Here is a 25,326-nt window from a genome sequence, read left to right as displayed (position 1 = left end):
TCCGCAGTAGCTCAGTGGTAGAGCTATCGGCTGTTAACCGATCGGTCGTAGGTTCGAGTCCTACCTGCGGAGCCATATTATAGAGAAGTACCCAAGTGGCTCAAGGGGCTCCCCTGCTAAGGGAGTAGATCGCGAACGCGGTGCGAGGGTTCGAATCCCTTCTTCTCTGCCAGAACTGGCCCGTTGGTCAAGTGGTTAAGACACCGCCCTTTCACGGCGGTAACACGGGTTCGAATCCCGTACGGGTCATACTAAAAGAGATAGCATAATCTGCTATCTCTTTTTTGTTGTGTAAAAGTGGACTATGTACTTGTTACATAATTAATCACACATAAAAGGGCATACCTGTAAATAGGTATGCCCTTTTATGTGTTTGATATATAGATACAATGATTCGTAAAAATAAGCAGTCAAAATTACGTAAAAGCTTCTGTATTAAGGGCTACTGCAGAAAATAAATAATATAGAAGAAGCTGTTATCATTGTTGGTAAGTCGATATATTGCAAAAATCGCTGATATATTTGGAGTTGCAGTCGATATATTTAGAAAATCGCCGATATAATTTCACTTACCGATACAAATCTAAGATAAAAACCTTTCACAATCTAAATAAAACGCATAAATTGGTATTGATTCCACACTTGCTACGATAACTTTACACTCTATGTGAAAAAGTTCACAAATAGGTCATAATTTGTGAAGTAATTCACAATAATCCATGCTACAATATGAATGTAAAGAAGTTAAACAACATTAAATTAGTATTTTAATTAATTACTTAAACAATAATAAAAAATAGATGTAAACAATTGAAAGGGGAAATTAACATGAAAAAAGGTATCAATCGCGTAGTATTAGTAGGAACAGGAGCTGTAGGTTGTAGTTATGCTTACTCAATGATCAACCAAGGTGTAGCTGAAGAATTCGTATTAGTAGATGTTAATGAAGCAAAAGCAGAAGGAGAAGCAATGGACTTAAGCCATGCGGTACCATTCTCTCCAGCAGCAACAAAAGTTTGGAGCGGTAGCTATGCAGATTGTAAAGATGCAGATCTAGTTGTTATCACTGCTGGATTACCACAAAAGCCAGGCGAAACTCGTTTAGACTTAGTTGAGAAAAATACAAAGATCTTTAAACAAATCGTTCGCGGTATTATGGATAGCGGATTCGATGGAATCTTCTTAATCGCAACTAACCCAGTTGATATTTTAACTTACGTAACTTGGAAAGAATCTGGTTTACCGAAAGAGCGCGTAATCGGTTCTGGTACTACTTTAGACTCTGCTCGTTTCCGTTACATGTTAGGTGACTACTTAGATGTAGATCCACGTAACGTTCATGCTTACATCGTTGGTGAGCACGGTGACACTGAACTTCCAGTATGGAGCCACGCTACTGTAGGTGTACAAAAACTAGAAACAATCTTAGCGAACAACGAACAATACAACCAAGAAGATTTAGATAAAATCTTTGAAAATGTACGCGATGCAGCTTACCATATCATCGAGCGTAAAGGTGCAACTTACTACGGAATCGGTATGTCACTACTTCGTGTAACTAAAGCAATCTTAAGCAACGAGAACAGCGTGTTAACTGTATCTGCATACCTTGAAGGCCAATATGGTGAGAAAGATGCTTACGTAGGTGTTCCAGCTGTTATTAACCGCGAAGGTGTACGTGAAATCGTAGAACTTGAATTAAACGAAGAAGAAAAAGTGAAGTTCGCTCATTCTGTAAAAGTATTAAAAGAAACAATGGCACCAGTACTATAATAATTGCTAAATAATTCAGAGGCGGGAAACTGCTTCCCACCTCTGAATTTTTATATAATTTAATATAAATTCCTTTTCCGGTTTCCCTTGTATATCCCCAATATACCCCTTTTGCTGGATAAGGGTCGTTTATAGAAAAGAGCACTCTACTTTATATAGAGTGCTCTTTATTATTATCATTTTTTAGGCGTTAATCCTAATTTCTTTAAAATATCTGCAAGAGTACCGCTTTTTGATTTTTCAACAGGCGTTTGTGATTTAGCTGCATCTGGACCTTTCTTCAAGAAGTTCTTTTCAACGAAGCGAATATCTTTTTCATCGACAATGCCATCTTTGTTAAGGTCGCCGTCTTTTACAGATAGTCCTTTTTTCCCATAGTTGCTAGCGATAATTTCTGCATCTTTAATATCAATTACTTTATCACCATTTACATCACCTGCAAGGTTTTCATCAAAGCGTGCATAATAATATTGGCCAAGTAGCTTACCATCTTTCTCAGTACCTAATTTCGTTGTTAGTCGGCTTGTTAAATGTCCTGGAACCTCTACGTATAAGTTGTAGTCGCGTTTATTAACAGGTAGTCCATTTAGTTTAAAGTAACCGTATTTATCAAGTGAGCCTTCAAACTTGTGACGGTAAGAATCAGTCGCATATACTTTTACGCCAAGCTTTGTATAATCGAATTTTTCATCTAAATATCCACGTTCATTTAAGAATGCACCAGGTTTAATATTTCCTTCTACTAGTGAGTTTAAGGACATTACTGAGAATGATTGATCTTGAAGGACACGCATTCTATTTGGCTCTGTTTCTCCTTGTTTCCAGTATACAAACACTGCTGACTCTAATTGAGCATTTGCTTCATAAAACTCATCGTTTTCTACTTTGAACGTTACATCAATGAACGGGAAATCACCATCTAATCCAGCGAAGTTTTTGTCATCGATAGCACCGCCAACTGTGACAGAGCCTGCTTCTAGTTTCGGTTCATTTACTTTTGCCGTTACCCCTTTTTCAGAAAGGAGTTTTTCAAAAGCAGGATTCAATTTCGCATTTGCAAATTTGAAGTTCTTCTCTAGGAATTTTACGTTAAATTCCCCAGCAACAAATTGTTTCACATGTTTGGCGTTTAGCGTCACAGTGAATTCATCACCTTTATATACTTCTTTTTTATCATAACTAGCTTTCGCATATTGAGCACCTTGCGGGATAAACCAATAGTTATTTACACCGTTTGGATAGTCAAGACCTGCAGTTGCATAATCGAAAATATATACGCCTGTGTTCATTGGACCTTCCACTTTAAAGGATTCAGGAGTAATACCCACTTTAAAGTCACCATTTGCATTAATAGGTAAAAACTTATGTAAATATGGAGAATAATCATAGTACATAACTCCGTTTGCTTCTTGTGTAATGTTTAACCCTTTTCCTTTTAAGTAGTCAACGTTCGAATCATACACATTTCCTTTAATCCACAGTGCTTTTTTACCGTCTTCTACTGTATAGTTTTCTTCATTTAATTCATAAATACCAGGTTTTAATCCAGTTAATTTCACTTCTGGTGGTGTATTATCAATTACGACATAATCACTTTTCACACGCGCTTTCCCAGCTTTATCATAGCCAACAAACTCAATTGTATAATCGCCTTCTGGTAAGTCAATTTTCTCATCACCAATTGGTTTCGCAGGATCATTTGTAAAAGGATACACTTTTCCGTTAAAGAATGAATCTAAGTAGTAATACACATCAGTTTTTAGTCCACTTGTGTTTAATGTTCCGATGAAGCCGAGCGCTTTATTTGTTTTGGAATCTTTCACGATAAGATCTAACGTTTCAAGTTCGCTATTTAATTGGAATGCCCCGTGAACATATGATTCACCGTATGGATTAAATTTCGATGTATCAGTTGAAATTGCTTTTCTTGATAATATCGCATTTTCAATACCAGGCTCTGATACGCGAATAGAGAATGGAATTTGATATGTTTCTTCTTTATTTTTCGTATTTGTAATATGAATATATCCTTCATATCGGCCTTGCTTTGCACCGGCTGGAACATTAATTTTTGCTTCAATTTCATCTGCTTTGCCAGCATCAAGCGTAATTGTTTCTGGAACAGAAACTTTTACACCGTTTGCGGTAGCATCGTTAATAGCAGAAGATGCTGGTGTATAAGAAATTTCTGTTTTAAATTCTTTTTTCTCTTGTTTATTATGATTTTCCACTTTTATATTTCGTTTTTGTTCAAGAGCTTCACCGTCTTTTTGATAAAACTTCCCGAATGCAATGGATCCGGTTTCTTCTGGTACTTCAATTACTTCATCATTCACAACTGTTTTTGTTGTATCTAGCACTTTAAAATTTGTTTCCGTATGAACAGCGTTGTACGCATCTACTCGTCCAGCTCCAACTTCATATACGGAATACTTTTCTTTTAAATCATCAGCCGTGTTCATGAGAGACGCTTTTACATCGAATGGAGAGTATTCTGGGTGTTCTTGTAAAATAAGAGCAGAAAGGCCCGCAATATGAGGAGATGCCATAGATGTTCCTTGCATACGCTCATAGGAAACATCATAATTTTCTCCTTCTTGTGGATCGTTAATATATTCAGGTACTGTTGAAAGCACAGCAACGCCAGGAGCTGTAATATCAGGTTTAATATCATCATTCGATGTAACAGGGCCGCGTGAGCTAAAGTCTGCAAGATGATCGCCTTCTGTTTGAACGTAACTAAGTTCATCAAAAGTAAAGGATGTGTTACCTTGTTCGATTTGAGCTTTTAGTTTTTCCCCGTCTTCTTTCGTTAGGCGGAATGCTGGAATATATTTTGTGCTTTCACCAATGTAGAAAGGAATTTCTCCATCGACATTGTTATAAATAATAACTGCTTTTGCTCCTGCTTGTTTTGCGTTAGCAATTTTTTCATCAAAGGAGAGTGTACCACGTGCAACGAGAGCGATTTTTCCTTTTACATCTTTTTTACTAAACTCGTCAGGAGTACCGATTCCTACAGATTCAATAGGTAAAGTTTGTCCCTTGAAATCTTCTATCTTATCAGTGAAATTTTTTCCGAATAAAATGAGATTAGGGAATTGTAACTGTCCTACATGCCCCGAAAGTTTTGGTAAGGAAATAGAGCTATCACTTGCCCCAACCGTAATTGCAAATGGTGAAGCACCAGGTGATCCGAGTGTTGCTGGATTTGGGCCAGAGTTACCAGCAGCAACGACCGTAACAACACCAGAAAGCATCGCGTTGTTTACAGCGATAGATGTTGGATCAAGTGGATTGTTACTATCATCACCTAACGATAAGTTAATAACGTTCATACCGTCAGAAATAGATTTATCAATTGCAGCGATAATACCTGAAGTAGCTCCACTTCCGTACGGACCGAGTACACGATAGTTATAAAGTTCAATGTCAGGTGCAACACCTTTTACTGCTGAATCTGATTTATTTTTCTTTTGAGCAGAAACGATACCTGCTACGTGAGTACCATGTGCAGTGTAGAAGGAAGAACCACGATCATCAAATTCAGGAGCATCAGATTGTTGCCACTCTGTATAAGTTGTTTCCATCGGATCTGCATCGTTATTAATAAAGTCCCAACCTTTTACGGAATTTGGGTCTATCTTACTAGAATCTTCACCCGATTTTGCGCGATAGCCTTTATACACGTCTTTTAAGTCAGGGTGATTGTAATCAATACCTGTATCTAATACTCCAACTTTAATGCCTTTGCCTGTAATACCTTCGCTAGGTAACTTATCTACCCCGATTTGCGGAATGCTATCTGTTAGTTTTTGAGGTGCTTTTTGCTCCGCTTGTTTTGGTAAATTTAATTTCACTTCGTAATCTTTCCAAATACGTTTTACAACGCCAATTCGTAACAATTCTTCCACTGTATTTGCAGGTAACGTTAGAGCAACCCCATTTATAGCATGTTTATAAGAACGTTTAATTTGTACAGACTGGAAATTCCCTGATTTTACTGATGGGCTGAATTGGTGAAGGCGTTTTAATCCTTCTTGGAATTCTTCATGCTCTTGATCAATACGTGCTTTTATATTTTCAGGAGCAGCCTGCAATCCTTTTTCTTTTTGTTTCAATTCATTAATTTTTACTGGTGCAGTTTGAAATTCTACAATGATATTTACTGGCTCAGAACTACTCGTATTAATATCTGGCGAAATAGTAAAACCAGGATTGGCATCTAACGTTTGTAATGCCTGACGCTGTTCTTTAGAAAGTTTTGATAGTAAAGACTGAGCGTTTGACGAGTCAATTTTGTTAATAGGGTTTTCAGCAAGTACATTAAACGGAAGGGCAGTTGAAAATAGAACGCCAGCCGTTACAATTCCGGTAACAAAACGATTTTTCTTTTTCATTTATAGGCCTCCGATAATTTGTATTTTAATAATTATTTCTCCACGCCTTCTGTTTGCTCTGCATGGAATGTCCAGTTTAGCTGTAAGGAATCACCCTGGAATTTATTTTGCTCTTGGTCGTTATCTTCAAAGGAGAAGAGCACGTGTAAGTAATCCGTTTCACCAGATTTAATACCATCTATTAAGTTATGACGTTCTAGAGAAGTAGCTACATCCTCAGGTTTCATAGTTTTTAATTCTGATAGTTTTGTTTCCCACAAAATTTCATGATCATCGTTTGGATTAGATGGCTTTCCATCATTCACTAAAAATTTGACGATGATGTGATCGCCTAAATCTTCACCATCATTATTTTGTTTTGCATCTGTAACTTCATAGGATGTTTCAAGTGCTACTTTTGCAATATCCAATGTTCCTTTGTTTTCAAGCTTGAAATTTCTTTCAATAAAATCACCTGGTTTTAAATCTTGCACGCTAACGATTACACTTGGGTTAATAGAAAGGTCTAACGTACCAGCTTGAAATGAATTACTCGATGTTTCGGAATCACTGAAATAAGCGAATACACCACCGAATGTAAGTGATAATCCAAGGGAAGCGGTGACAACTCCCATTCCTACTTTTTGTTTTAATGACATAAGAAAGCCCCCTAGTTTGATTTTTTATTAAACCTTCGCAAAGTAAACATAGTATTCTAGTATGAATTATATTTACGAAAGTTCAATGTTCTTTATTGAGAACAAGTATATGCTTATGAATTTTACATTTCAAGAAACTTTGTGACAAAAAATGTTGAGAAACATTATTTTATGACAGATTATTTTGGTTGTAATTTATGTGGAAAATAGCGTGAAAAACAGGGAGAAACCAATAAAATAAATATTGAGCAACAATGAAGGTCGAGAAATAGTAAGGAAAATGAAGCGTTTGCAATGAATATTCGTCAAAATTCGATATTTTATATGGTAAATGTGAATATTTTAAGCCGAAATTAAGAAAAATACGTATATTTTTTAAAAAATAACAAGGATATTTCAGTTTTTCGCAGAAATGATAAAGAGTAAAAAAATTCTGTCATCTTAGTGAGGTGAACATATTGGATGTAATAAATTGTGAAGAAGTGAAACGAGATGAGTTTCATACAGAAAAGTACTATGACAGTTATAACATCTTTGGGGCACATATTGTGACGGAAGATGGGATGCGAGGTGTACGATTTACAGTATGGGCTCCTCATGCGAAAGCAATGAGTGTTGTTGGAGATTTTAATGAATGGGATTATGAGCAACATAAGATGCTACAAGTGACAGAAGAGGGGATTTGGTCCTTGTTTGTACCGCATATTGCAGAGAATGAGATATACAAGTATGCGATTGAAACGATGGACGGTGCCGTTATTTTAAAAGCAGATCCTTACGCAGTATATGCAGAAGTAAGACCAAATACGGCATCTGTAGTTTTTGATATAGAGGGATATGAATGGAATGATAAAAACTGGATTCGTAAGAGAAAGAAAAAATCGATTTATAAAGAAGCGATGACAGTTTATGAATTACATTTCGGTTCTTGGAAAAAGAAAGAAGATGGCGCTCTGTATTCTTACAGAGAAATGGCCGAGGAGCTCATTCCGTATGTGGTGGAACATCAATTTACACATATTGAAATTATGCCGCTTGTTGAGCATCCATATGATCGTTCTTGGGGATATCAAGGAACAGGATATTATGCAGCGACAAGTAGATTCGGCACGCCACATGATTTGATGTATTTTGTCGATGAATGTCATAAATATGGAATCGGTGTCATTTTAGATTGGGTGCCGGGGCATTTTTGTAAAGATGCTCACGGTTTATATTTGTTTGATGGGACACCGACTTATGAATATAAAGATATAGATGTACAAGAAAACCTGGTATGGGGAACTGTTAATTTTGATTTAGGGAAGAGAGAAGTACGTAATTTCTTAATTTCAAATGCATTATTTTGGATGAGGTATTTCCATATTGATGGTTTCAGGGTAGATGCAGTTGCGAATATGCTGTACTGGAATAAAGAAGGAAAAGAGCAAAGCAATGAACACGCTGTTTCCTTCTTACGGGAGTTAAATGAAGCTGTGTTTGCAGAAGATGAAGAGTTTCTTATGACAGCAGAAGATTCAACAGCTTGGCCGCTTGTAACAGCTCCAACATACGAGGGTGGACTTGGATTCAATTATAAATGGAATATGGGTTGGATGAATGACGTGCTGAAATATATGGAATGTGCACCGGAGTACCGGAAATACATTCATGAGAAAATGACATTCTCTTTACTATATGCTCACTCTGAAAACTTCATATTGCCACTTTCTCATGATGAAGTCGTTCACGGGAAAAAGTCGTTATTAAATAAAATGCCGGGAGAGTACTGGGATAAGTTCGCCCAACTCCGTTTATTATATGGATATTTATTTACTCATCCAGGTAAGAAATTACTCTTTATGGGTGGAGAATTTGGCCAATTTGATGAGTGGAAAGATCTTGAAGATTTAGATTGGAATTTACATGATTTTGAAATGCATCGTAATATGCATGATTACTTTAAAGAGCTCATAGCATTGTATAAGCGCTCCAAACCACTTTGGCAGCTTGACCATTCACCTGAAGGGTTTCAGTGGATTGATGCTAATAATAATGAGCAAAGTATTTTCTCGTTTATTCGCCAAGGGGATAAGCAAGAAGATGCGTTAGTTGTTGTATGTAATTTTACGAAAGCTACATATGAAAACTATAAAGTAGGTGTACCCGATTTCGAGTATTATAACGAAATTTTAAACAGTGATGCTGAGCAATATGGCGGATCGGGGCAAGTGAATAAGAAACGTCTCAAGGCGGTTCTAGAACCGTATCATAATCAAGCGGCACATGTAGAAATTACAATTCCACCATTTGGCGTATCCATTTTACGACCAGTGAAGACGAGAAAGGGGAGCAAAAAACAAGATGGCTCAAAAACAAAAGTGCGTAGCAATGTTACTAGCAGGGGGAAAAGGTAGTCGTTTAAGTGCATTAACAAAAAATTTAGCTAAGCCAGCTGTTCCATTTGGTGGTAAATATCGCATTATTGATTTTACGTTAAGTAACTGTGCAAACTCTGGTATTGAAACGGTGGGGATTTTAACGCAATATCAACCGCTAGAACTGCATAATTATATTGGAATCGGAAGCGCTTGGGATTTAGACCGCGTAAACGGCGGAGTCACAGTGTTACCACCTTATGCGGAGTCTTCAGGTGTGAAGTGGTATACAGGTACGGCAAGTGCTATTTATCAAAACTTAAACTATTTAAGCCAGTATGAACCAGAATATGTCCTTATTTTATCAGGCGATCATATTTATAAAATGGATTACAGCAAAATGCTAGATTACCATATTGAGAAAGAAGCAGATGTTTCAATTTCTGTTATTGAAGTGCCATGGGATGAAGCGAGTCGTTTTGGCATTATGAATACAAATGAAGAGATGGAAGTTGTTGAATTTGAAGAAAAACCGCAATTTCCAAGAAGTAATCTTGCATCAATGGGAATTTATATTTTTAACTGGGCCATTTTAAAAGAATATTTAGAGATGGATGCAAGAAATCCTGAATCTAGTAATGATTTCGGAAAAGATGTACTTCCGCTTTTATTAGATGAAGGGAAGAAGCTGATGGCGTATCCGTTTGAAGGATATTGGAAAGATGTCGGAACGGTGAAAAGCTTATGGGAAGCGAATATGGATTTACTTCGCGATGAAACATCGTTGAATTTAAATGACCGTAATTGGCGCATTTGTTCTGTGAATCCAAACGAGCCGCCTCAATATATTGCGCAGCAGGCAAAAGTAGAAGAATCACTTATTAATGAAGGGTGCGTCATTGAAGGGGACGTGAAGCATTCTGTTTTATTCCAAGGAGTAACGGTAGAAGAAGGTAGTATGGTAATCGATTCTGTCGTTATGCCTGGGGCAAAGATTGGTAAAAACGTTGTGATTGAAAGAGCGATTGTTGGCTCAGAAATGGTTATTGAAGATGGGACAATAATTCGCCCAGAAAAAAATGTTGACGATGTAGTACTAATTGCTGAAGGAAAATAGAAAAGGGGGATGAAATGAATGGGAGAAAAAATGTTAGGAATTATTAATGCAACGGGAAGTTTTCCTTCCTTAAAGAAAGTAACAGGGCATCGTTCATTAGCGGCGTTACCGTTTGGAGGCCGTTACCGCCTCATTGATTTCATGCTTTCAAATATGGTGAATTCTAATATTCATAGCGTGGCGGTTTTTACAAGTCATAAAAATCGTTCTTTAATGGATCATGTCGGTTCAGGAAAACAGTGGGATTTAGATAGAAAGCGTGATGGCCTGTTTTTATTCCCACCGAACTGCCAATGCGATCATGACGAATTTGGATCTTTTGCACATTTTAGAAGACATATTGATTATTTTCTAAGAAGCAGAGAAGAGTATGTTGTTATTACGAATAGCCATCTTGTAACAGCGTTAAATTTTCAAGCGGTGCTAGAGCGACATATACATATGTCTGCAGATATTACGGAAGTTTGTCATGAAGGGGTTTCGCTTCAAACATATGTGTTAAAGAAACAATTATTGCTAGATTTATTTGAGACATATAAAGATGTGGAGCAATACAGTTTATTTGATGTAGTGAGAGAAAAGAGCGGGAAATCACTGCATATTGCTACGTATGAGCATACAGGATATGTAGCTATTATTGATTCGATTGAAAGTTACTATAAACATAGCTTAGAAATTTTGCAACCTTCTATTTGGAAGCAATTATTTAAGAAAGAAGCACCAATCTTTACGAAAGTAAAAGATGAGCCACCAACTCGTTATATGAAGGGTGCAGTCGTGAAAAATACGATGATTGCAAACGGCAGTATTATTGAAGGTGAAGTGGAAAATAGTGTTGTCTCCCGTTCGGTTAAAATTGGAAAAGGTTCAATTGTTCGTAATAGTATTATTATGCAAAAGAGCCAAATTGGAGATAATTGTATAATAGACGGTGTTATTATTGATAAAGATGTGAAACTTGGCGATGGCGTAGTGTTAAAAGGAAGTGCTGATGAGCCATATGTTGTAGAAAAAGGTAGTGTACAAAATAGTACAATCAATAGTTATTCGTAAATAGCAGGTACATAATTAGTGGGGGATTTAGAAAACCCCCACTAATTATGGTTTTACTCTACATGAAAACTCGAAGGGAGGAAGCTGTAAGAAGAGCGATTTATGATGTATACGCTTTTCGTGCAGTGGAACAACAGGTGAATATTTTATTTGCAGTATCAGAATGTGTACCGTTTATTAAATCCGGAGGTCTAGCTGATGTAGCAGGAGCGCTCCCAAAAGAATTAAAAAAATTAGGAGTAAATGTTCGCATTATACTTCCGAACTACAGTCTTATCCCGAAAGAGCTAAGAGAAGGATGCACGCTTCATAAAGTAATTAACGTTCCTCTTGGATGGAGAAACCAATATTGTGGGATTTTAAAAGGTGAGCAGGATGGGATTACGTATTACTTAATAGATAATGAATATTATTTTAAGAGAGATTCTCTATATGGTCATTATGATGATGGGGAGCGTTTTTCTTATTTTTCAAAAGCAGTTTTAGAGTGTATTCCGCATCTTGATTTCGAAGTAGATGTTCTTCATAGCCATGATTGGCACACAGCTATGGTTAATTTCTTGCTTCGTGAAAAGTATCAAGAAAACCCGTTATATGAGCATATTAAAACGGTATATACGATTCATAACTTGCAGTTCCAAGGTGTATTTCCTGCTGAAGTGATGTACGACTTACTGGAGCTTGGTCATGAATATTTTCATAGTGAACAGCTTGAGTTTTATGGAAACGTGAACTTTATGAAAGGCGGTATTATCGCATCTGACCAAATTACAGCGGTTAGCCCGACATATAAAGAAGAGATTCAATATGAGTTTTTCGGTGAGAAGTTAGATGGATTGTTACGAAAGAATAACGATAAGCTTAGTGGCATTGTAAATGGAATTGATACGAGCGTATATAATCCAGAAACAGATTCGTATATTACTGCTCAGTATAGTGCAGAGTCATTAGATGGAAAGAATGAAAATAAACGTGCATTGCAGCGTTATTTTGGGTTGCCAGAAAAAGAAGATACGCCAGTTATTTCGATGGTAACACGATTAACGAAGCAAAAGGGGCTTGATCTAGTACGTACTGTATTCCGTGAAATAATGGAAGAAGATGTACAATGTATTATTTTAGGGTCAGGAGATTCTGAATACGAGCAGTTCTTTGAATGGATGGCATACGAGTATCCAGAAAAGGTAAAAGTATATATCGGATTTAATGAAGAGTTAGCGCACCAAGTATATGCGGGAAGCGATTTGTTTTTAATGCCATCGCTGTTTGAACCGTGTGGCCTTGGACAACTTATTGCACTAGCATATGGCACGATTCCAATTGTAAGAGAAACAGGTGGATTAAATGATACTGTACATTCTTACGATGAAGAAACTGGAATTGGAAATGGCTTTAGCTTTACGAACTTTAATGCACATGACATGTTACATACAGTTCTCCGTGCAATTGAGTTTTATCAAGATAAACCGGTATGGGATAGGCTTGTAAAGCAAGCGATGACTGAAGATTATAGTTGGGGGAAATCGGCTCTTGCGTACAAGAAATTGTATAAAAGTCTCATGGAATAACATTGAGGTGGTGAATAAATGTTTACTCATGTTGAAAGCTTCAAATCCGCTTTTCTAGAAAAATTAGAAACGATGTATGGGAAAAGTTTCAAAGATTCTACAACTCGTGATCAGTATAATACCCTCGGTCATATGGTACGTGAGTATATGAATAGTCAATGGATTGCAACGAATGAAAGTTATCGGTCTGGAGACCAAAAGCAAATGTATTACTTATCCATTGAATTTTTACTTGGGCGTTTGCTTGGAAGTAACATATTAAACTTAGGTATCAGGGATGTATGTGAAAAGGGGCTTTCTGAACTTGGAATTTCTTTGCACGAGTTAGAAGAGGTTGAAGCTGATGCAGGACTTGGAAATGGTGGACTTGGACGATTAGCAGCCTGTTTCCTCGACTCGCTTGCTTCTTTAAACTTACCAGGACATGGCTGTGGTATTCGTTATAAGCATGGCCTGTTTGATCAAAAAATTGTTGATGGCTATCAAGTAGAGTTTCCAGAACAGTGGCTTCTTCATGAAAATGTTTGGGAAGTAAGAAGGTATGATCAAGCTGTAGAAGTAAGTTATTTCGGAAGCGTTGAACCGCTAGAAATTGATGGGCGTTTAGAGTTCAGGCATACAAATGCAGAAGTTATTATGGCAGTACCATACGACGTACCAGTTGTAGGGTATGAAACAAGTACTGTAAATACGCTTAGACTTTGGAATGCGGAGCCAGTTCCTTTCCCACAAAATTGTAAAGATATTTTGAAATATAAGCGTGAAACAGAGGCTGTATCGGAGTTTTTATATCCAGATGATACGCATGATGAGGGGAAAATACTTCGTTTAAAACAACAGTATTTCCTCGTATCAGCAAGTTTGCAAAATATCGTTCGTATGCATAGGGAGAGACACGGTAGTCTTCGTCAGTTACATGAAAAAATCGCGATTCATATAAACGATACACATCCGGTTCTAGCAATTCCAGAACTTATGCGTATTTTATTAGACGAAGAAAAATTGACATGGGAAGAAGCTTGGCACATAACAACGCAGACGATTTCCTATACGAATCATACGACGTTATCAGAAGCACTTGAGAAATGGCCAATTCACATTTTTAAACCGTTATTACCGAGAATTTATATGATTATTGAAGAAATTAATGAACGTTTCTGTCATGAGCTTTGGGACCGTTATTCGTACGATTGGAAGCGCATTGAGGACATGGCCATTATTGCGCATGACCTTGTGAAAATGGCTCATTTAGCGATTGTTGGTAGCCATAGCGTTAACGGTGTGGCGAAAATCCACACAGAAATTTTAAAGCAGCGTGAAATGCGATTGTTCTATGAATTTTATCCAGATAAGTTTAATAATAAAACGAATGGAATTGCTCATAGGCGCTGGCTAATGAAGGCGAATCCGCAGCTGACGAATCTTATTTCGGAAGCAATTGGTGAAGAGTGGAAGAAAGAGCCAATTAAGCTGCAAGCACTGCAAAACTTCATACATGATACTAGTTTTCAAGAAAAGCTTGCAGGGGTAAAACAAGAGCGTAAAATTATTTTAGCGGAGCGCATTCATAATAAAATGGGGATCACGGTTGATCCAAATTCTATTTTTGATGTGCAAGTGAAAAGACTACATGCCTATAAACGACAATTATTAAATGTTCTTCATATTTTATACTTATATAACCGTTTAAAAGAGGATACTAGTTTTTCATTTTACCCGCGTACTTTTATTTTTGGAGCGAAAGCATCACCTGGCTATTATTACGCGAAGAAAATTATTAAATTAATAAATGAGCTTGCAAGAAAAGTAAATAACGATCCGTACGTAAGTCAGTTTATGAAAGTTATTTTTCTAGAAAACTACCGAGTTTCTTTAGCTGAAGATATATTCCCGGCGGCAGATGTAAGTGAACAAATTTCAACTGCGAGTAAAGAAGCTTCGGGAACAGGTAACATGAAATTCATGATGAATGGTGCAATCACACTCGGAACGTTAGATGGAGCTAATATTGAAATAAAAGACCGGGTCGGTGATGATGCCTGCTTCATTTTTGGCTTAACGGCAGATGAGGTTCTTCATTACTATCAAAATGGTGGATATCGTGCAAGTGATTATTATCACCATAATATGCACATTAAAAAAGTAGTAGATCAGTTAACGAGTGGTTTCTTTGCACAGTCGGGAGCTGAATTTGAAGCGATTTATGATTCTCTCGTTATTCAAAACGATGAATACTTCGTTCTTCGAGATTTTAGCCCATATGCTGAAAGACAAGAAGCTGTCGGAAGGGCCTATGAAAATAGGCGAAAATGGCTGGAAATGTCGATTTTGAACATTGCACAATCTGGGCATTTTGCGAGTGATCGAACAATTTTGCAGTACAGTAATGAAATTTGGGGAATTGGTAATACTGTTAAACTGTTTTAGATAAAAGCCCCTTTTGAAGGGGCTTTTATTTATTCACTTTTAAAACGGGGATACGCTTGAGTAGAAAAATAAAACGAGCTTAATGAGATTAAGCTCGTTTTACTTATTTTGCTTAAGAAAGGTAAGGCATGAACGTATATATTATACCTGTTCCACCATATTCCCCTGTCGCAAAGTATGAAAATGTAAAGAAACCTGTAAACGAAAAAATTATTATCAGAAAAATTGCAAAGAAAAATTTTAGCATGTAAGGTCCCCTCATCCGAAAGTCATTTCATAGATTATTATAGTATAAAAATATTTAATTTCCAATTGTTTACTGTTTAAAAATGAGAAGTCAGACATGTTTTGTATGTTGTAATGGAATGATTATTTATAATGGATTTTGTATTTTTCGTAAATGTCATGTTGTGATGAACGTGTGCATATTCCCAATCACGATCATTAAAATTTATGTTTCGGGGAGGGAGAAGTGGAACGACATCAAATAAGTTGACGAAACGAAAGCTACTAGCTACTTGCAGTTTATAATAATTTCGAAAGGCAATATCTCCAACTTTTGGAGAGGCAAATGTATAAAGACCATACTGTGAGAAGGCAGTATTTATACGTGCATCTAGTATGTGTAATGTAGCGAGTGCCCCTCCTAAGCTATGACCTGTTGCAAGAAGTTTCTTATGGGCTGGCAATGATACGAGCATATCCATAATAGAATCTCGGCAAGATTCATAAATAGAAAGGAAGCCGTTATGGACATTTCCACTGTTTAAAGCATATGGGTATGGCCTTTGGTTGACGAGTGAATCGATAATCCAGTCTGTATCTGTTTGTGTGCCCCTAAAAGCTACAATAATCGTATCTTCAGATTCTAATATGAACCCAAACCATTCCATCGTTTGAATCGCTTTCCCTTGAAAGCCTTGTACATATTGGAATCCATCAGGTATTTCAAAAATCCCATTTTGTTTATATTGTTCATACGTTAGATCGCAGCAAGATGCTAATAATATGGCAGTATCTTTATCAAAGGATAAAGGAGTACGCATCAAGAAAGCCCTCCTTAAGAAAAGGTATAGTTCAATATATGCAGTGAGGAACTTGATTCATTCTTTTTGAAAAAAGGCTTGAACCTACAGTTACGTGAGGGAGTATGATTTTTGTAAACATATTGTTAGGAGGAGTGTAGGATGAGCAAAAAGGAAGGCTATTCAATTGGTGAGTTTTCAAAGAGAACAGGCACATCAATACGGACACTACAATATTACGATGAAATTGGATTGCTTAAACCTGAAAAAAATATAAGTTCAGGACACCGTGTATATAAAGATAAAGATATATTAGCGCTCCAAAAAATAGTGAGTCTTAAAGTATTAGGATATAGTTTAGAAGAAATTCGTGTCATGCTCAATGTGAAAAGTTTGAATATAAGCTTAAAAGAAACATTACAAAATCAAAGGGTAGCTTTTGAAGAAAAGAAAAAACAACTTGAAGTTGCGATAAAGGCGATTGAACGAACAATGGTATGCCTTAAGGAAGATGAAGAGGTAGATAGTAACATATTAATGAGCTTAATTAATAGTATCCAAAAAGAAAACGAACAACGCTTATGGCTGGAAGAATATATACCGAAGGAACTGGTTGATGGATTATATAATAAGCCTGAAGAAGAGATGGTAGCGCTAGATAAAGAGTTTGTACGCTTATCAAAAGAAGTAAAAAGGCTATTTGGAAAACATGTTGATGATCCAGAAGTACAAACGCTTGTCGATCAGCATATGAAGGCAACCCTTAAGTATGTCGGAGAAGAAACGATGTATGCTTTAAGTGAAGAAGTAGATGATATAGAAGGACAATATAATAAGATGATGCCCTCTCCTTATACAGAGGAAGAAGAGTTATGGCTTAATGAAGCGATGGAATGTTATATGGTTAAAAATGGTTTGTATAGTCCACCTAACTAAAAAAAGCCGATTTCCGTCTCAAGGAATCGACTTTTTTAGTTCATTAAGTAAGAGGTTTGAAAAAATAGCCTGTATATATTTGAACGATGAATAACTTGCCTATTTTCTTGTGTTTGTTTGCACGATATACAGAAAATTAGAAAAAATGTAACATGTTATTTATCAGTTTGTTTTTGCTTCTTTTTCAAATACTCCGCACGCAATTTTTCAAGTTGTTGCTTTTTATCAAATTTGGCAGGCGTCTGTTTTTCATGAAACTTTGCCACAGCTACCTGACTTTTGTAATCCAATTGATATTTTCCCACTTTGTTCACCTACTTTTCTTGTCTTTAAAGAGAATCTATTCAACAAATATAATATACCTTATTTTACTGAAGTAAACCTTATTAATTTTTCTACTTATATCTATCTTGATCCAAATATTACCTTATTAAACTACCCTGTCCCGTTAGTTTAAGGCAGATTTTATCTAAATAATGAGGGGTGAACTAAAATGGAGAAAAAACGAGGACAGCATTATGTCTGGACATATTATCTAACCTCATGGACTGATGATTCGGAAAATTCATTTCGGAATTCTTCACCTAGTATGCGTAACTCCTCAACCAACGTGTTGTTGTTTGTAGACGTAAATGAAAACACCCTTTCATGCAGTACTATGAAAGGGTGTTTTCATTTTCTTAAGTTGATGGCTATAGCCCCAGAAGGACTCTATTTATTCTTTCCCATCTAAAAGGCGACCAAGTCCGCCTAAAACGCTGCCTTCACCGCTGCTTTGAGCTGCTGGGCTTGTAAGGCGTGCTGCTAAGCGACTAAGTGTTAAAGACTGAATCCAAACAGTTCCAGGACCTTCTAATGTTGCGAAGAATAAACCTTCACCGCCAAATAGAGCTGTTTTTACTTTTCCAACGAATTCAACATCATAGTTAACGTCTTTTGTCATTGCAACGAGACAACCTGTATCAATGCGAAGTTTTTCACCAGGTTTTAATTCACGTTTATATACTGTTCCACCTGCGTGCATGAAAGCAAGTCCGTCACCTTCAAGTTTCTGCATGATGAAACCTTCACCACCGAAGAAACCAGTTCCAATTTTCTTTGTAAACTCGATTCCGATAGAAACACCTTTTGCGGCACAAAGAAAGGCGTCTTTTTGACAAACGACTTTTCCTTGATACTCTGTTAAATCAACAGGAATAATTTTTCCTGGATACGGAGCGGCGAATGATACGTGGCGTTTGCCATGACCTGTATTTGTAAATACGGTCATAAACATGCTTTCACCTGTAACGAGACGTTTACCAGCGCCCATTAATTTCCCAAATAAGCCGCCAGATGGTCCTGAACCATCGCCGAAGATTGTCTCCATTTCAATATGATCTTCCATCATCATCATTGCGCCAGCTTCAGCAATAACGCTTTCTTCTGGGTCCAATTCAATTTCAACGAACTGCATATCATCGCCATATAATTTATATTCGATTTCATGTGCCTTCATTTTTTTCACCTCAATGTAATAGATAATCATATTGTACAGAATTTAAAGAGATTAGAAAACTATAGTTTTGTTAATTTTCAAATAAAAGTAAAATAGAATAGGAATTTATGATTATACTAGGATTATAAAAAACGCCGGAATGAAAGTGTTCTCATTTGACGTTTTGGATTGAGCGTGATATAGTGAAGTCACTATTGAGCTACATAATGTGGTACGGAAATAAAGCACGTTGAATTAAAGGCTGTAAGCTTGTTATACATTCATGTCCTTTATATCCACCTTTTCATGTGGATTCATAGTTTCATTTTTATTTAGGAGGTACATGACATGCAAACAGGTAAAGTTAAATGGTTTAACGGCGAAAAAGGTTTCGGTTTCATCGAAGTTGAAGGCGGAGAAGACGTATTCGTACATTTCTCAGCTATTCAAGGCGAAGGATTCAAAACTTTAGAAGAAGGTCAAGAAGTTTCTTTCGAAATCGTTGAAGGCAACCGCGGACCACAAGCAGCTAACGTTACAAAAAACTAATTAGCTAGCGATAAAAAGCATTCCGAATTTCGGAATGCTTTTTTTATTCTTTGGAACTAGATTCATTTGAAGATAATTCACCTTTAAAAGTACGTTCTTCAAAGTCATCAAGCATTTGCTCATATTCTTCATGTTCCTCTGTAGCGAAAACTTGTGGGTTTTTGCCATACATATCCGTACCAATAAAGTTTTCAAAATCCTCAACGAAGCCTACATTCTCTTCACTATTTACGTACATGCCATTATAGTTTTTGGAATCTTGTCTTTCTAAATCAGATGGAGTTTCAGACGTACCGTAATTTGCGACGTCTTGCCATGCATCTTCAGCATCGTACTCTACAGAATGATCTTCGTCGTGCTTATGAAACGAAGGAGCCAACACCTCTTCTTCAACTGGTCGCGTGTTCATATCCAATTTATTTGTAGTGTGCTGTATACACGTTGTAGCAGTCGGCATTGCTTCTAATCTTTCAAGCGGAATTTCCTCACCAGACACTTCGCAAATACCGTACGTACCAGCCTCAATTTTTTGCAGGGCATGTTTCGTATCTTCTAGTTGTTTATGCCAAAATTCGATGAGCCCGAAATCTTTCTCACGTTCGTACAATTCTGTAGCCATATCACCTGGATGGTTGTCATAGCTAGACAATTCTCCCACTGAATCACGTTCAGAAGCACGATCTGTATTCTCATGAGTTTGTATTGTTTGTTCAACTTCTTGCTGTTGTTTTTCTAAAATAGATTTAAATTGATTTATTTGTTGTGGAGTTAACATAGTCGTCCACCTTCCTACAATTCAGTTTCTTTACATAGTATGAGCGTTGGAGGTGGGAATTATGAGATGAATTTCAGCTTAGAAGTTGGTATATAAAAAAAGGAGCTGCGTAAGCAGCTCCTTTCTATAGGAAATATCCAAGCAATAATCCGATTCCCATTAGGAAACCGAAAATTGTATTTGTTTTTGCTGTTGAAATCATCGCAGGTACCATTTCCATTGGAATGCTTTTGCCGATAAAGCCTTTCGTCGCTTTAAATGCTTTCGGTGCACTTAAAAATACGATAAGCATCCATGGTGATACGATGTTAACGATGATTAAAGCGATTGTCCAAATGTAGGATACGATGAACATAGAGGCAAGTACACCAACGGCTCTTTCGCGTCCAACGAGAATTGCTAACGTTTTACGACCGTTTTCTTTATCTCCATCCAAGTCACGAATGTTATTAGCTAGTAAAATCGCACCAATTAAAATGGAGCTTGGAATAGATAGTAAAATGACTTCGGATGTTACAGTTCCAGTTTGAATAAAGAATGAAATCCCAATAATAATGACACCCATAAATAATCCGGCTGTTAATTCTCCAAATGGTGTATATGCAATTGGAAGTGGGCCACCTGTATAAAGGTAAGCAACGGCCATACAAACAAGACCGATTGCAGCAAGCCACCAGCTAGAATTCATACAAATATAAACACCTAATAGTATTGCGATGCCGAAAAATCCAAATGCTAAGTTAAGTACTGTTTTAGGCTGAATGCCATCGCGAACGATAGCGCCGCCGATACCAACTGAACCTTCGTGATCGAGCCCTCTTTTATAATCAAAGTATTCATTAAACATGTTTGTTGCTGCTTGAATGAGAAGACAAGCAAGAAGCATTATAAGGAAAAGAGGGAGATGTATTTGATTTATACCTCCGACCTGCATCGCATACGCTGTTCCGATGAAAACAGGAACGAAAGCTGCTGTTAATGTATGGGGACGTAATAAACTCCACCAAATGCGCCAGCCTGTTTGTTTACTTGGCTTTGGCGCCGTAGGAGAGGAATTCGTTTCGACGTTCATTTCCATGTTGAATCCTCCTTAGGTCACATATTGTACACAATTAAGTGTAGAAAAAGCATCATTTAGTGTCAACGTTTATTTTCTAGGAAGAGAAGGTGAATTTCTCAGAAATGCTAAACGTTGACAGGCCTTTCGTTTGAGGTGTATCTTAAAATCAAGCGTAATTATGACTATTTTTCGCCCATAGGGGGGAGACAATTGTGATTCAAACGAAACGAAAAGGCTTACAAGAAGTTTTTGTTGCAGCCATTAAGCGTGCGACTGATGAAAAAATATTAGTTAGTTTTGTAAAACAAATAGAATGGATGGATCCACTTCTGTTTTATGCAGCAGGAAAAAGGATTGCATTCGAAAATAGATGTTATTTTGCAGACCCAGCTCAGCATGTAATATTTGCTGGAATTGGCTCTGTTTTCACTATAGCAAACTCTTCTCACAAACGCTTTCAAACTGCTGGTGACGAGTGGGATAAAGTAAAAGAGAAAGCATTTGTACAAAGAGAAGGATACGAATTTGGAACAGGCCCTCTTTTATTTGGTGGATTTTCATTTGACCAAGAAAAAGAAAAAACAGATCTTTGGAAAGAATTTGAGGATACCACATTTTCACTACCAGCATTTTTATTAACTGTAAAAAATGAAAAAGCGTGGTTAACCATTAATAAGTTCGTTTCAGCTGAAGATTGTGCAGAAACTCTTTCTAACGAAATTATTTCTTTAGAAGAAAGAATTTTACAAGAGAGTAAATGTGCACTAGAAGGAGCCAAACTAACAACTACTTCGAAAGTAGAAGTTGATCCGAAGGGCTGGATGAATGCGATTGGAAAAGTGCAGGATGAAATGAAGCAAGGGAACGTGCAGAAGGTTGTATTAGCAAGAGAGCTAAAATTGACGATGGATCAGCATATTGATTCCGCTCTTGTTTTAGAAGCGCTTCGCATTGGGCAACCGGATTGTTACGTATTTTCTTTTGATTATAAAGGAGCATGCTTCTTAGGGGCGACACCTGAGCGATTGATTCGAAAAGAAGGCGAGAAGTTTACATCGATGTGCCTTGCGGGTTCAATTGGTCATGGTAATTCTATAGAAGAAAGTAAACAAAATGGTGAGACGCTTCTTCATGATGAAAAGAATTTGGCTGAACACGGTTATGTAGTTAATATGATTCGAGGTGTACTAAGCGAGCATTGTGAATCTGTTAATATTCCGGAGAGCCCAGGCTTATTAACAACGAAAAACTTAATCCATTTATATACACCAGTAGAAGCGAAAGGTGATACAAGTCTTTTAGCGATGATAGAAGAATTGCATCCAACGCCAGCTCTTGGTGGTACACCTCGTCATGAGGCATTGAAATTAATCCGTGATGTAGAGCTTTTGGATAGAGGATTGTATGGTGCACCAATTGGCTTTATAGATGATGAAGGAAATGGTGAATTTGCGGTTGCACTTCGCTGCGGATTATTAAATGGCGAGAAAGCATCCTTATTTGCCGGCTGCGGTATCGTAATTGATTCAGTAGCGCAGCTTGAATATGAAGAAACAAGTTTGAAGTTTAGACCGATGCTTGGTGCTTTGGAGGAATTAATGAAATGAACAATCATATAGAAGCATTATCATATTATTTAGGCGCGTTCGTGGATGAACTGACGCGTCTAAATGTATGTGATGTTGTCATTAGTCCTGGCTCACGGTCAACGCCGATTGCCTTACTAATGGAACAACATGAAGGAATGAAAACATATTTACATGTAGACGAAAGATCAGCAGGATTTTTTGCGCTTGGTATTGCAAAAGCAAAAAAACGACCTGTTGCACTATTATGTACGTCAGGAACGGCAGCGGCGAACTATTATCCAGCTGTATGTGAAGCTTTTCATTCAAGAGTGCCGCTTATCGTCTTAACAGCAGATAGACCGCATGAATTAAGAGATATAGGTGCACCACAGGCGATGAATCAGTTTGATTTATATGGTACTTTTGTGAAGCAATTTACAGAGATGGCACTTCCAGAAGCAAGTGAAGCGATGTATCATTACGCTCGCATGACGACGCAGCGTACGATAGCAAGTGCCTGTTTAGCGCCGCAAGGACCTGTTCATCTTAATTTTCCAGTTCGTGAGCCGCTTATCCCGGATTTCTCATTAGAAAGTTTATGGGATAAAGGGCGTGGTGAATATACAAGAGTAGTTCAGCAAGGAAATGTGACGATGCCGAGTGAATATGTAAATTCTCTTGTAGGGCGCCTTTCAAACATGGAAAAGGGGCTTATTATTTGTGGAGACGACAGTCATCCAGAAATCGCAAAAGTTGTTACGAAAGTAGCTGAGAAAACAGGATATCCAATTTTAGCAGATCCGCTTTCTAACATTCGTAGTGGTAATCATGATAAAACGATGGTTATAGATTGTTACGATACATTTTTACGAAATGAATTGTTAAAGGAAACGTGGAAGCCGCGAGTTTTAATACGCTTTGGTGGAATGCCTGTTTCTAAATCATTAACGCAGTTCATCAAAAAACAAACGAAAGCCGTTCATATCGTTGTTGATGAATCTGGGGAATGGAGAGACCCAGCTCTTGTTGCGACAGAAGTTGTCCAAGCAAGTGATATTGCATTTTGCAGTGCACTAATAGAAAAAATGCCAGTTATGAAAAAGAATGATTGGTTCGGAATGTGGAAACATATAAACGAAAAAACGAAGGAAGCGCTTCGTGAAATGGAAACATATGAAACTGCATTTGAAGGAAAAGTCATTACGGATATTGTTCGTGTATTACCAGAAGGCGCAACGTTATTTGCGAGTAATAGTATGCCAATTCGCGATACAGATTCATTTTTCTTCACATCGGATAAAAATATTCAAGTGATGGCAAACCGCGGTGTAAATGGTATTGATGGCATCATTTCGACTGCTTTAGGAGCGAGTATTATTTGTGATCCACTCGTATTAGTAATTGGTGATTTATCATTTTATCATGATTTAAACGGGTTATTAGCCGCAAAATTACATGAGTTAAATATAACGATTGTCGTTGTAAATAATGATGGTGGCGGTATTTTCTCATTCTTACCACAATATGAGAAAAAGGAACATTTCGAATCTTTATTTGGAACACCAATTGGGCTTGATTACGAGCATGTTGTCAAAATGTACGGCGGTTCATTTAGCCGTGTAAATGGTTGGGAGCAATTCCGAGAAGAAGTACAAACTGGAACGAGGGCGAAAGGTTTACACGTTGTGGAAATTTGTACGAATCGTGATGAAAACTTGAAATTACATCGTGAATTATGGGCGAAAACAATGGAAGTTATCACTACATCTTTACAAGGTGAATCAAAATGAACGTAACGCTGCAAGGTGTATCGTATGAATATGAAGTAGTCGGAAGCGGGGAACCACTTCTACTTCTTCATGGTTTTACGGGAAGCATGGAAACGTGGCGTTCTTTCGTTCCTTCTTGGGGCGAGCAGTTTCAAGTCATTCTAGTGGACATTGTTGGACACGGAAAAACGGAAAGTCCTGCAGATGTGCCACATTATGATATTCAAAATGTGGCACTGCAAATGAAGGAACTACTGGATTATCTTCATATTGAAAAAGCACATATACTTGGCTATTCAATGGGAGGTAGACTTGCGATTACGATGGCATGCTTATATCCAGAATATGTACGTTCTCTTTTATTAGAAAATTGTACAGCTGGGCTTGAAAGTGAAGAGGATAGAAAAGAACGTTGTGAAAAAGATGAGCGACTTGCTAATAAAATTGAGCGAGAAGGCATTGAAAGCTTTGTATCGATGTGGGGAAATATTCCGCTTTTTGAAACGCAAAAAAGTTTAACACAAAACGTACAAGAAGCAGTGCGAAAAGAACGACTTGCTAACAATCCAAAAGGGCTTGCAAATAGTTTGCGCGGTATGGGAACAGGGGCTCAGCCTTCATGGTGGAACGAGCTGCCAAACTTAAAAATTCCTGTTCTTTTAATGAACGGGGAGCATGATGAAAAGTTCTTTCGTATATTAAAAAACATTGAAAAATGCGTCTCTGACGCGAAATTTGTCAAAATTGATGGTGCTGGCCATGCAATTCATGTGGAACAACCGGAAAAGTTTGATACAATAGTAAAGGGATTTCTAAAAACTATGCAGTGATGCT

At 37.3% G+C, this 25,326-nt stretch carries 18 protein-coding genes and 3 tRNA genes; 14 read left to right on the top strand and 7 right to left on the bottom strand.

Going from position 1 to position 25,326, the window contains the following annotated elements:
- The 4 genes from JDS80_RS23080 (at position 1) to JDS80_RS23065 (ending at position 1,773) form a co-directional block, all read left to right on the top strand.
- Positions 1–75 (top strand) — tRNA-Asn (locus JDS80_RS23080).
- Between the two features lie 6 nt (positions 76–81).
- Positions 82–172: transfer RNA gene (locus JDS80_RS23075), tRNA-Ser, on the top strand.
- A 5-nt stretch (positions 173–177) separates the two neighbouring features.
- A tRNA-Glu gene (locus tag JDS80_RS23070) sits at positions 178–249 on the top strand.
- Between the two features lie 579 nt (positions 250–828).
- Entirely contained in the window at positions 829–1,773 is a 945-nt protein-coding gene (locus tag JDS80_RS23065) for an L-lactate dehydrogenase (protein WP_000715333.1), read from the top strand.
- A 176-nt stretch (positions 1,774–1,949) separates the two neighbouring features.
- Here the strand turns inward: JDS80_RS23065 and JDS80_RS23060 are convergent, their stop codons facing one another.
- Positions 1,950–6,173 carry a S8 family serine peptidase gene (locus JDS80_RS23060; protein ID WP_199640070.1) on the bottom strand — a complete coding sequence of 1,408 codons (4,224 nt, stop codon included), beginning with the start codon at positions 6,171–6,173 and terminating at the stop codon, positions 1,950–1,952.
- 32 nt (positions 6,174–6,205) lie between these two features.
- Positions 6,206–6,811, bottom strand: coding sequence for a CalY family protein (locus JDS80_RS23055; RefSeq protein WP_199640069.1), 606 nt, complete (start codon positions 6,809–6,811; stop codon positions 6,206–6,208).
- Between the two features lie 458 nt (positions 6,812–7,269).
- Between JDS80_RS23055 and glgB the strand changes: the two genes are divergently transcribed.
- The 5 genes from glgB (at position 7,270) to glgP (ending at position 15,333) form a co-directional block, all read left to right on the top strand.
- Positions 7,270–9,207, top strand: coding sequence for a 1,4-alpha-glucan branching protein GlgB (glgB, locus tag JDS80_RS23050; RefSeq protein WP_199640068.1), 1,938 nt, complete (start codon positions 7,270–7,272; stop codon positions 9,205–9,207).
- The gene (glgC, locus tag JDS80_RS23045; RefSeq protein ID WP_071744339.1) at positions 9,155–10,285 is read left to right on the top strand and encodes a glucose-1-phosphate adenylyltransferase; all 1,131 of its coding nucleotides are present in this window, start codon (positions 9,155–9,157) and stop codon (positions 10,283–10,285) included. The genes glgB and glgC overlap by 53 nt, the downstream gene beginning before the upstream one ends.
- Before the next feature lie 18 nt (positions 10,286–10,303).
- On the top strand, positions 10,304–11,338 hold the full coding sequence (gene glgD, locus JDS80_RS23040; RefSeq protein ID WP_199640067.1) for a glucose-1-phosphate adenylyltransferase subunit GlgD: 1,035 nt from the start codon (positions 10,304–10,306) through the stop codon (positions 11,336–11,338).
- A 137-nt stretch (positions 11,339–11,475) separates the two neighbouring features.
- Entirely contained in the window at positions 11,476–12,906 is a 1,431-nt protein-coding gene (gene glgA / locus JDS80_RS23035) for a glycogen synthase GlgA (RefSeq protein ID WP_071744341.1), read from the top strand.
- An 18-nt stretch (positions 12,907–12,924) separates the two neighbouring features.
- A complete protein-coding gene (gene glgP, locus JDS80_RS23030) occupies positions 12,925–15,333 on the top strand; it encodes a glycogen phosphorylase (RefSeq protein WP_199640066.1) in 2,409 nt (802 codons plus the stop codon).
- A gap of 323 nt (positions 15,334–15,656) precedes the next feature.
- Here glgP and JDS80_RS23025 read toward each other — a convergent pair whose 3' ends face one another.
- Entirely contained in the window at positions 15,657–16,379 is a 723-nt protein-coding gene (locus JDS80_RS23025) for a lipase family protein (RefSeq protein WP_001260108.1), read from the bottom strand.
- Positions 16,380–16,520: 141 nt separating this feature from the next.
- Here JDS80_RS23025 and JDS80_RS23020 point away from each other — a divergent pair, with 141 nt between their 5' ends.
- Positions 16,521–17,294: a MerR family transcriptional regulator gene (locus JDS80_RS23020; protein WP_199640065.1), complete on the top strand. Its 774-nt coding sequence runs from the start codon at positions 16,521–16,523 to the stop codon at positions 17,292–17,294.
- A gap of 155 nt (positions 17,295–17,449) precedes the next feature.
- Here JDS80_RS23020 and JDS80_RS23015 read toward each other — a convergent pair whose 3' ends face one another.
- Both JDS80_RS23015 and JDS80_RS23010 read right to left on the bottom strand, forming a co-directional pair.
- Positions 17,450–17,599, bottom strand: coding sequence for a hypothetical protein (locus JDS80_RS23015; protein WP_000521653.1), 150 nt, complete (start codon positions 17,597–17,599; stop codon positions 17,450–17,452).
- Positions 17,600–18,009: 410 nt separating this feature from the next.
- On the bottom strand, positions 18,010–18,792 hold the full coding sequence (locus tag JDS80_RS23010; protein WP_071770416.1) for a TIGR00266 family protein: 783 nt from the start codon (positions 18,790–18,792) through the stop codon (positions 18,010–18,012).
- A gap of 327 nt (positions 18,793–19,119) precedes the next feature.
- On the opposite strand from JDS80_RS23010, the gene cspD reads away from it, so the two are divergent.
- Positions 19,120–19,320, top strand: coding sequence for a cold-shock protein CspD (gene cspD / locus JDS80_RS23005; protein WP_001193053.1), 201 nt, complete (start codon positions 19,120–19,122; stop codon positions 19,318–19,320).
- A 43-nt stretch (positions 19,321–19,363) separates the two neighbouring features.
- On the opposite strand, the gene JDS80_RS23000 is transcribed toward cspD, so the two are convergent.
- Together JDS80_RS23000 and JDS80_RS22995 are read right to left on the bottom strand one after the other, a co-directional pair.
- A complete protein-coding gene (locus JDS80_RS23000; RefSeq protein ID WP_071744346.1) occupies positions 19,364–20,095 on the bottom strand; it encodes a yteA family sporulation protein in 732 nt (243 codons plus the stop codon).
- Positions 20,096–20,219: 124 nt separating this feature from the next.
- The gene (locus JDS80_RS22995; protein ID WP_000425742.1) at positions 20,220–21,173 is read right to left on the bottom strand and encodes a 1,4-dihydroxy-2-naphthoate polyprenyltransferase; all 954 of its coding nucleotides are present in this window, start codon (positions 21,171–21,173) and stop codon (positions 20,220–20,222) included.
- Between the two features lie 194 nt (positions 21,174–21,367).
- On the opposite strand from JDS80_RS22995, the gene JDS80_RS22990 reads away from it, so the two are divergent.
- From JDS80_RS22990 to menH, 3 genes are read left to right on the top strand one after another with little or no spacing between them, the layout of a single operon-like run.
- The gene (locus JDS80_RS22990) at positions 21,368–22,762 is read left to right on the top strand and encodes an isochorismate synthase (protein WP_199640064.1); all 1,395 of its coding nucleotides are present in this window, start codon (positions 21,368–21,370) and stop codon (positions 22,760–22,762) included.
- Complete coding sequence (gene menD / locus JDS80_RS22985) at positions 22,759–24,513, top strand: 2-succinyl-5-enolpyruvyl-6-hydroxy-3-cyclohexene-1-carboxylic-acid synthase (protein ID WP_199640063.1); 1,755 nt, start codon at positions 22,759–22,761, stop codon at positions 24,511–24,513. The genes JDS80_RS22990 and menD overlap by 4 nt, the downstream gene beginning before the upstream one ends.
- Positions 24,510–25,322 (top strand): 2-succinyl-6-hydroxy-2,4-cyclohexadiene-1-carboxylate synthase, encoded by an 813-nt coding sequence (menH, locus tag JDS80_RS22980; RefSeq protein WP_199640062.1) that lies wholly within the window; start codon positions 24,510–24,512, stop codon positions 25,320–25,322. The genes menD and menH overlap by 4 nt, the downstream gene beginning before the upstream one ends.
- The last annotated feature ends 4 nt before the right edge of the window (positions 25,323–25,326 follow it).

The organism is Bacillus cereus group sp. N8, assembly GCF_016483685.1.
Lineage (GTDB): Bacteria > Bacillota > Bacilli > Bacillales > Bacillaceae_G > Bacillus_A > Bacillus_A proteolyticus.
The sequence above is the reverse complement of the archived record's forward strand: the minus strand, read 5'-3'. Positions and strand labels throughout refer to the sequence as shown.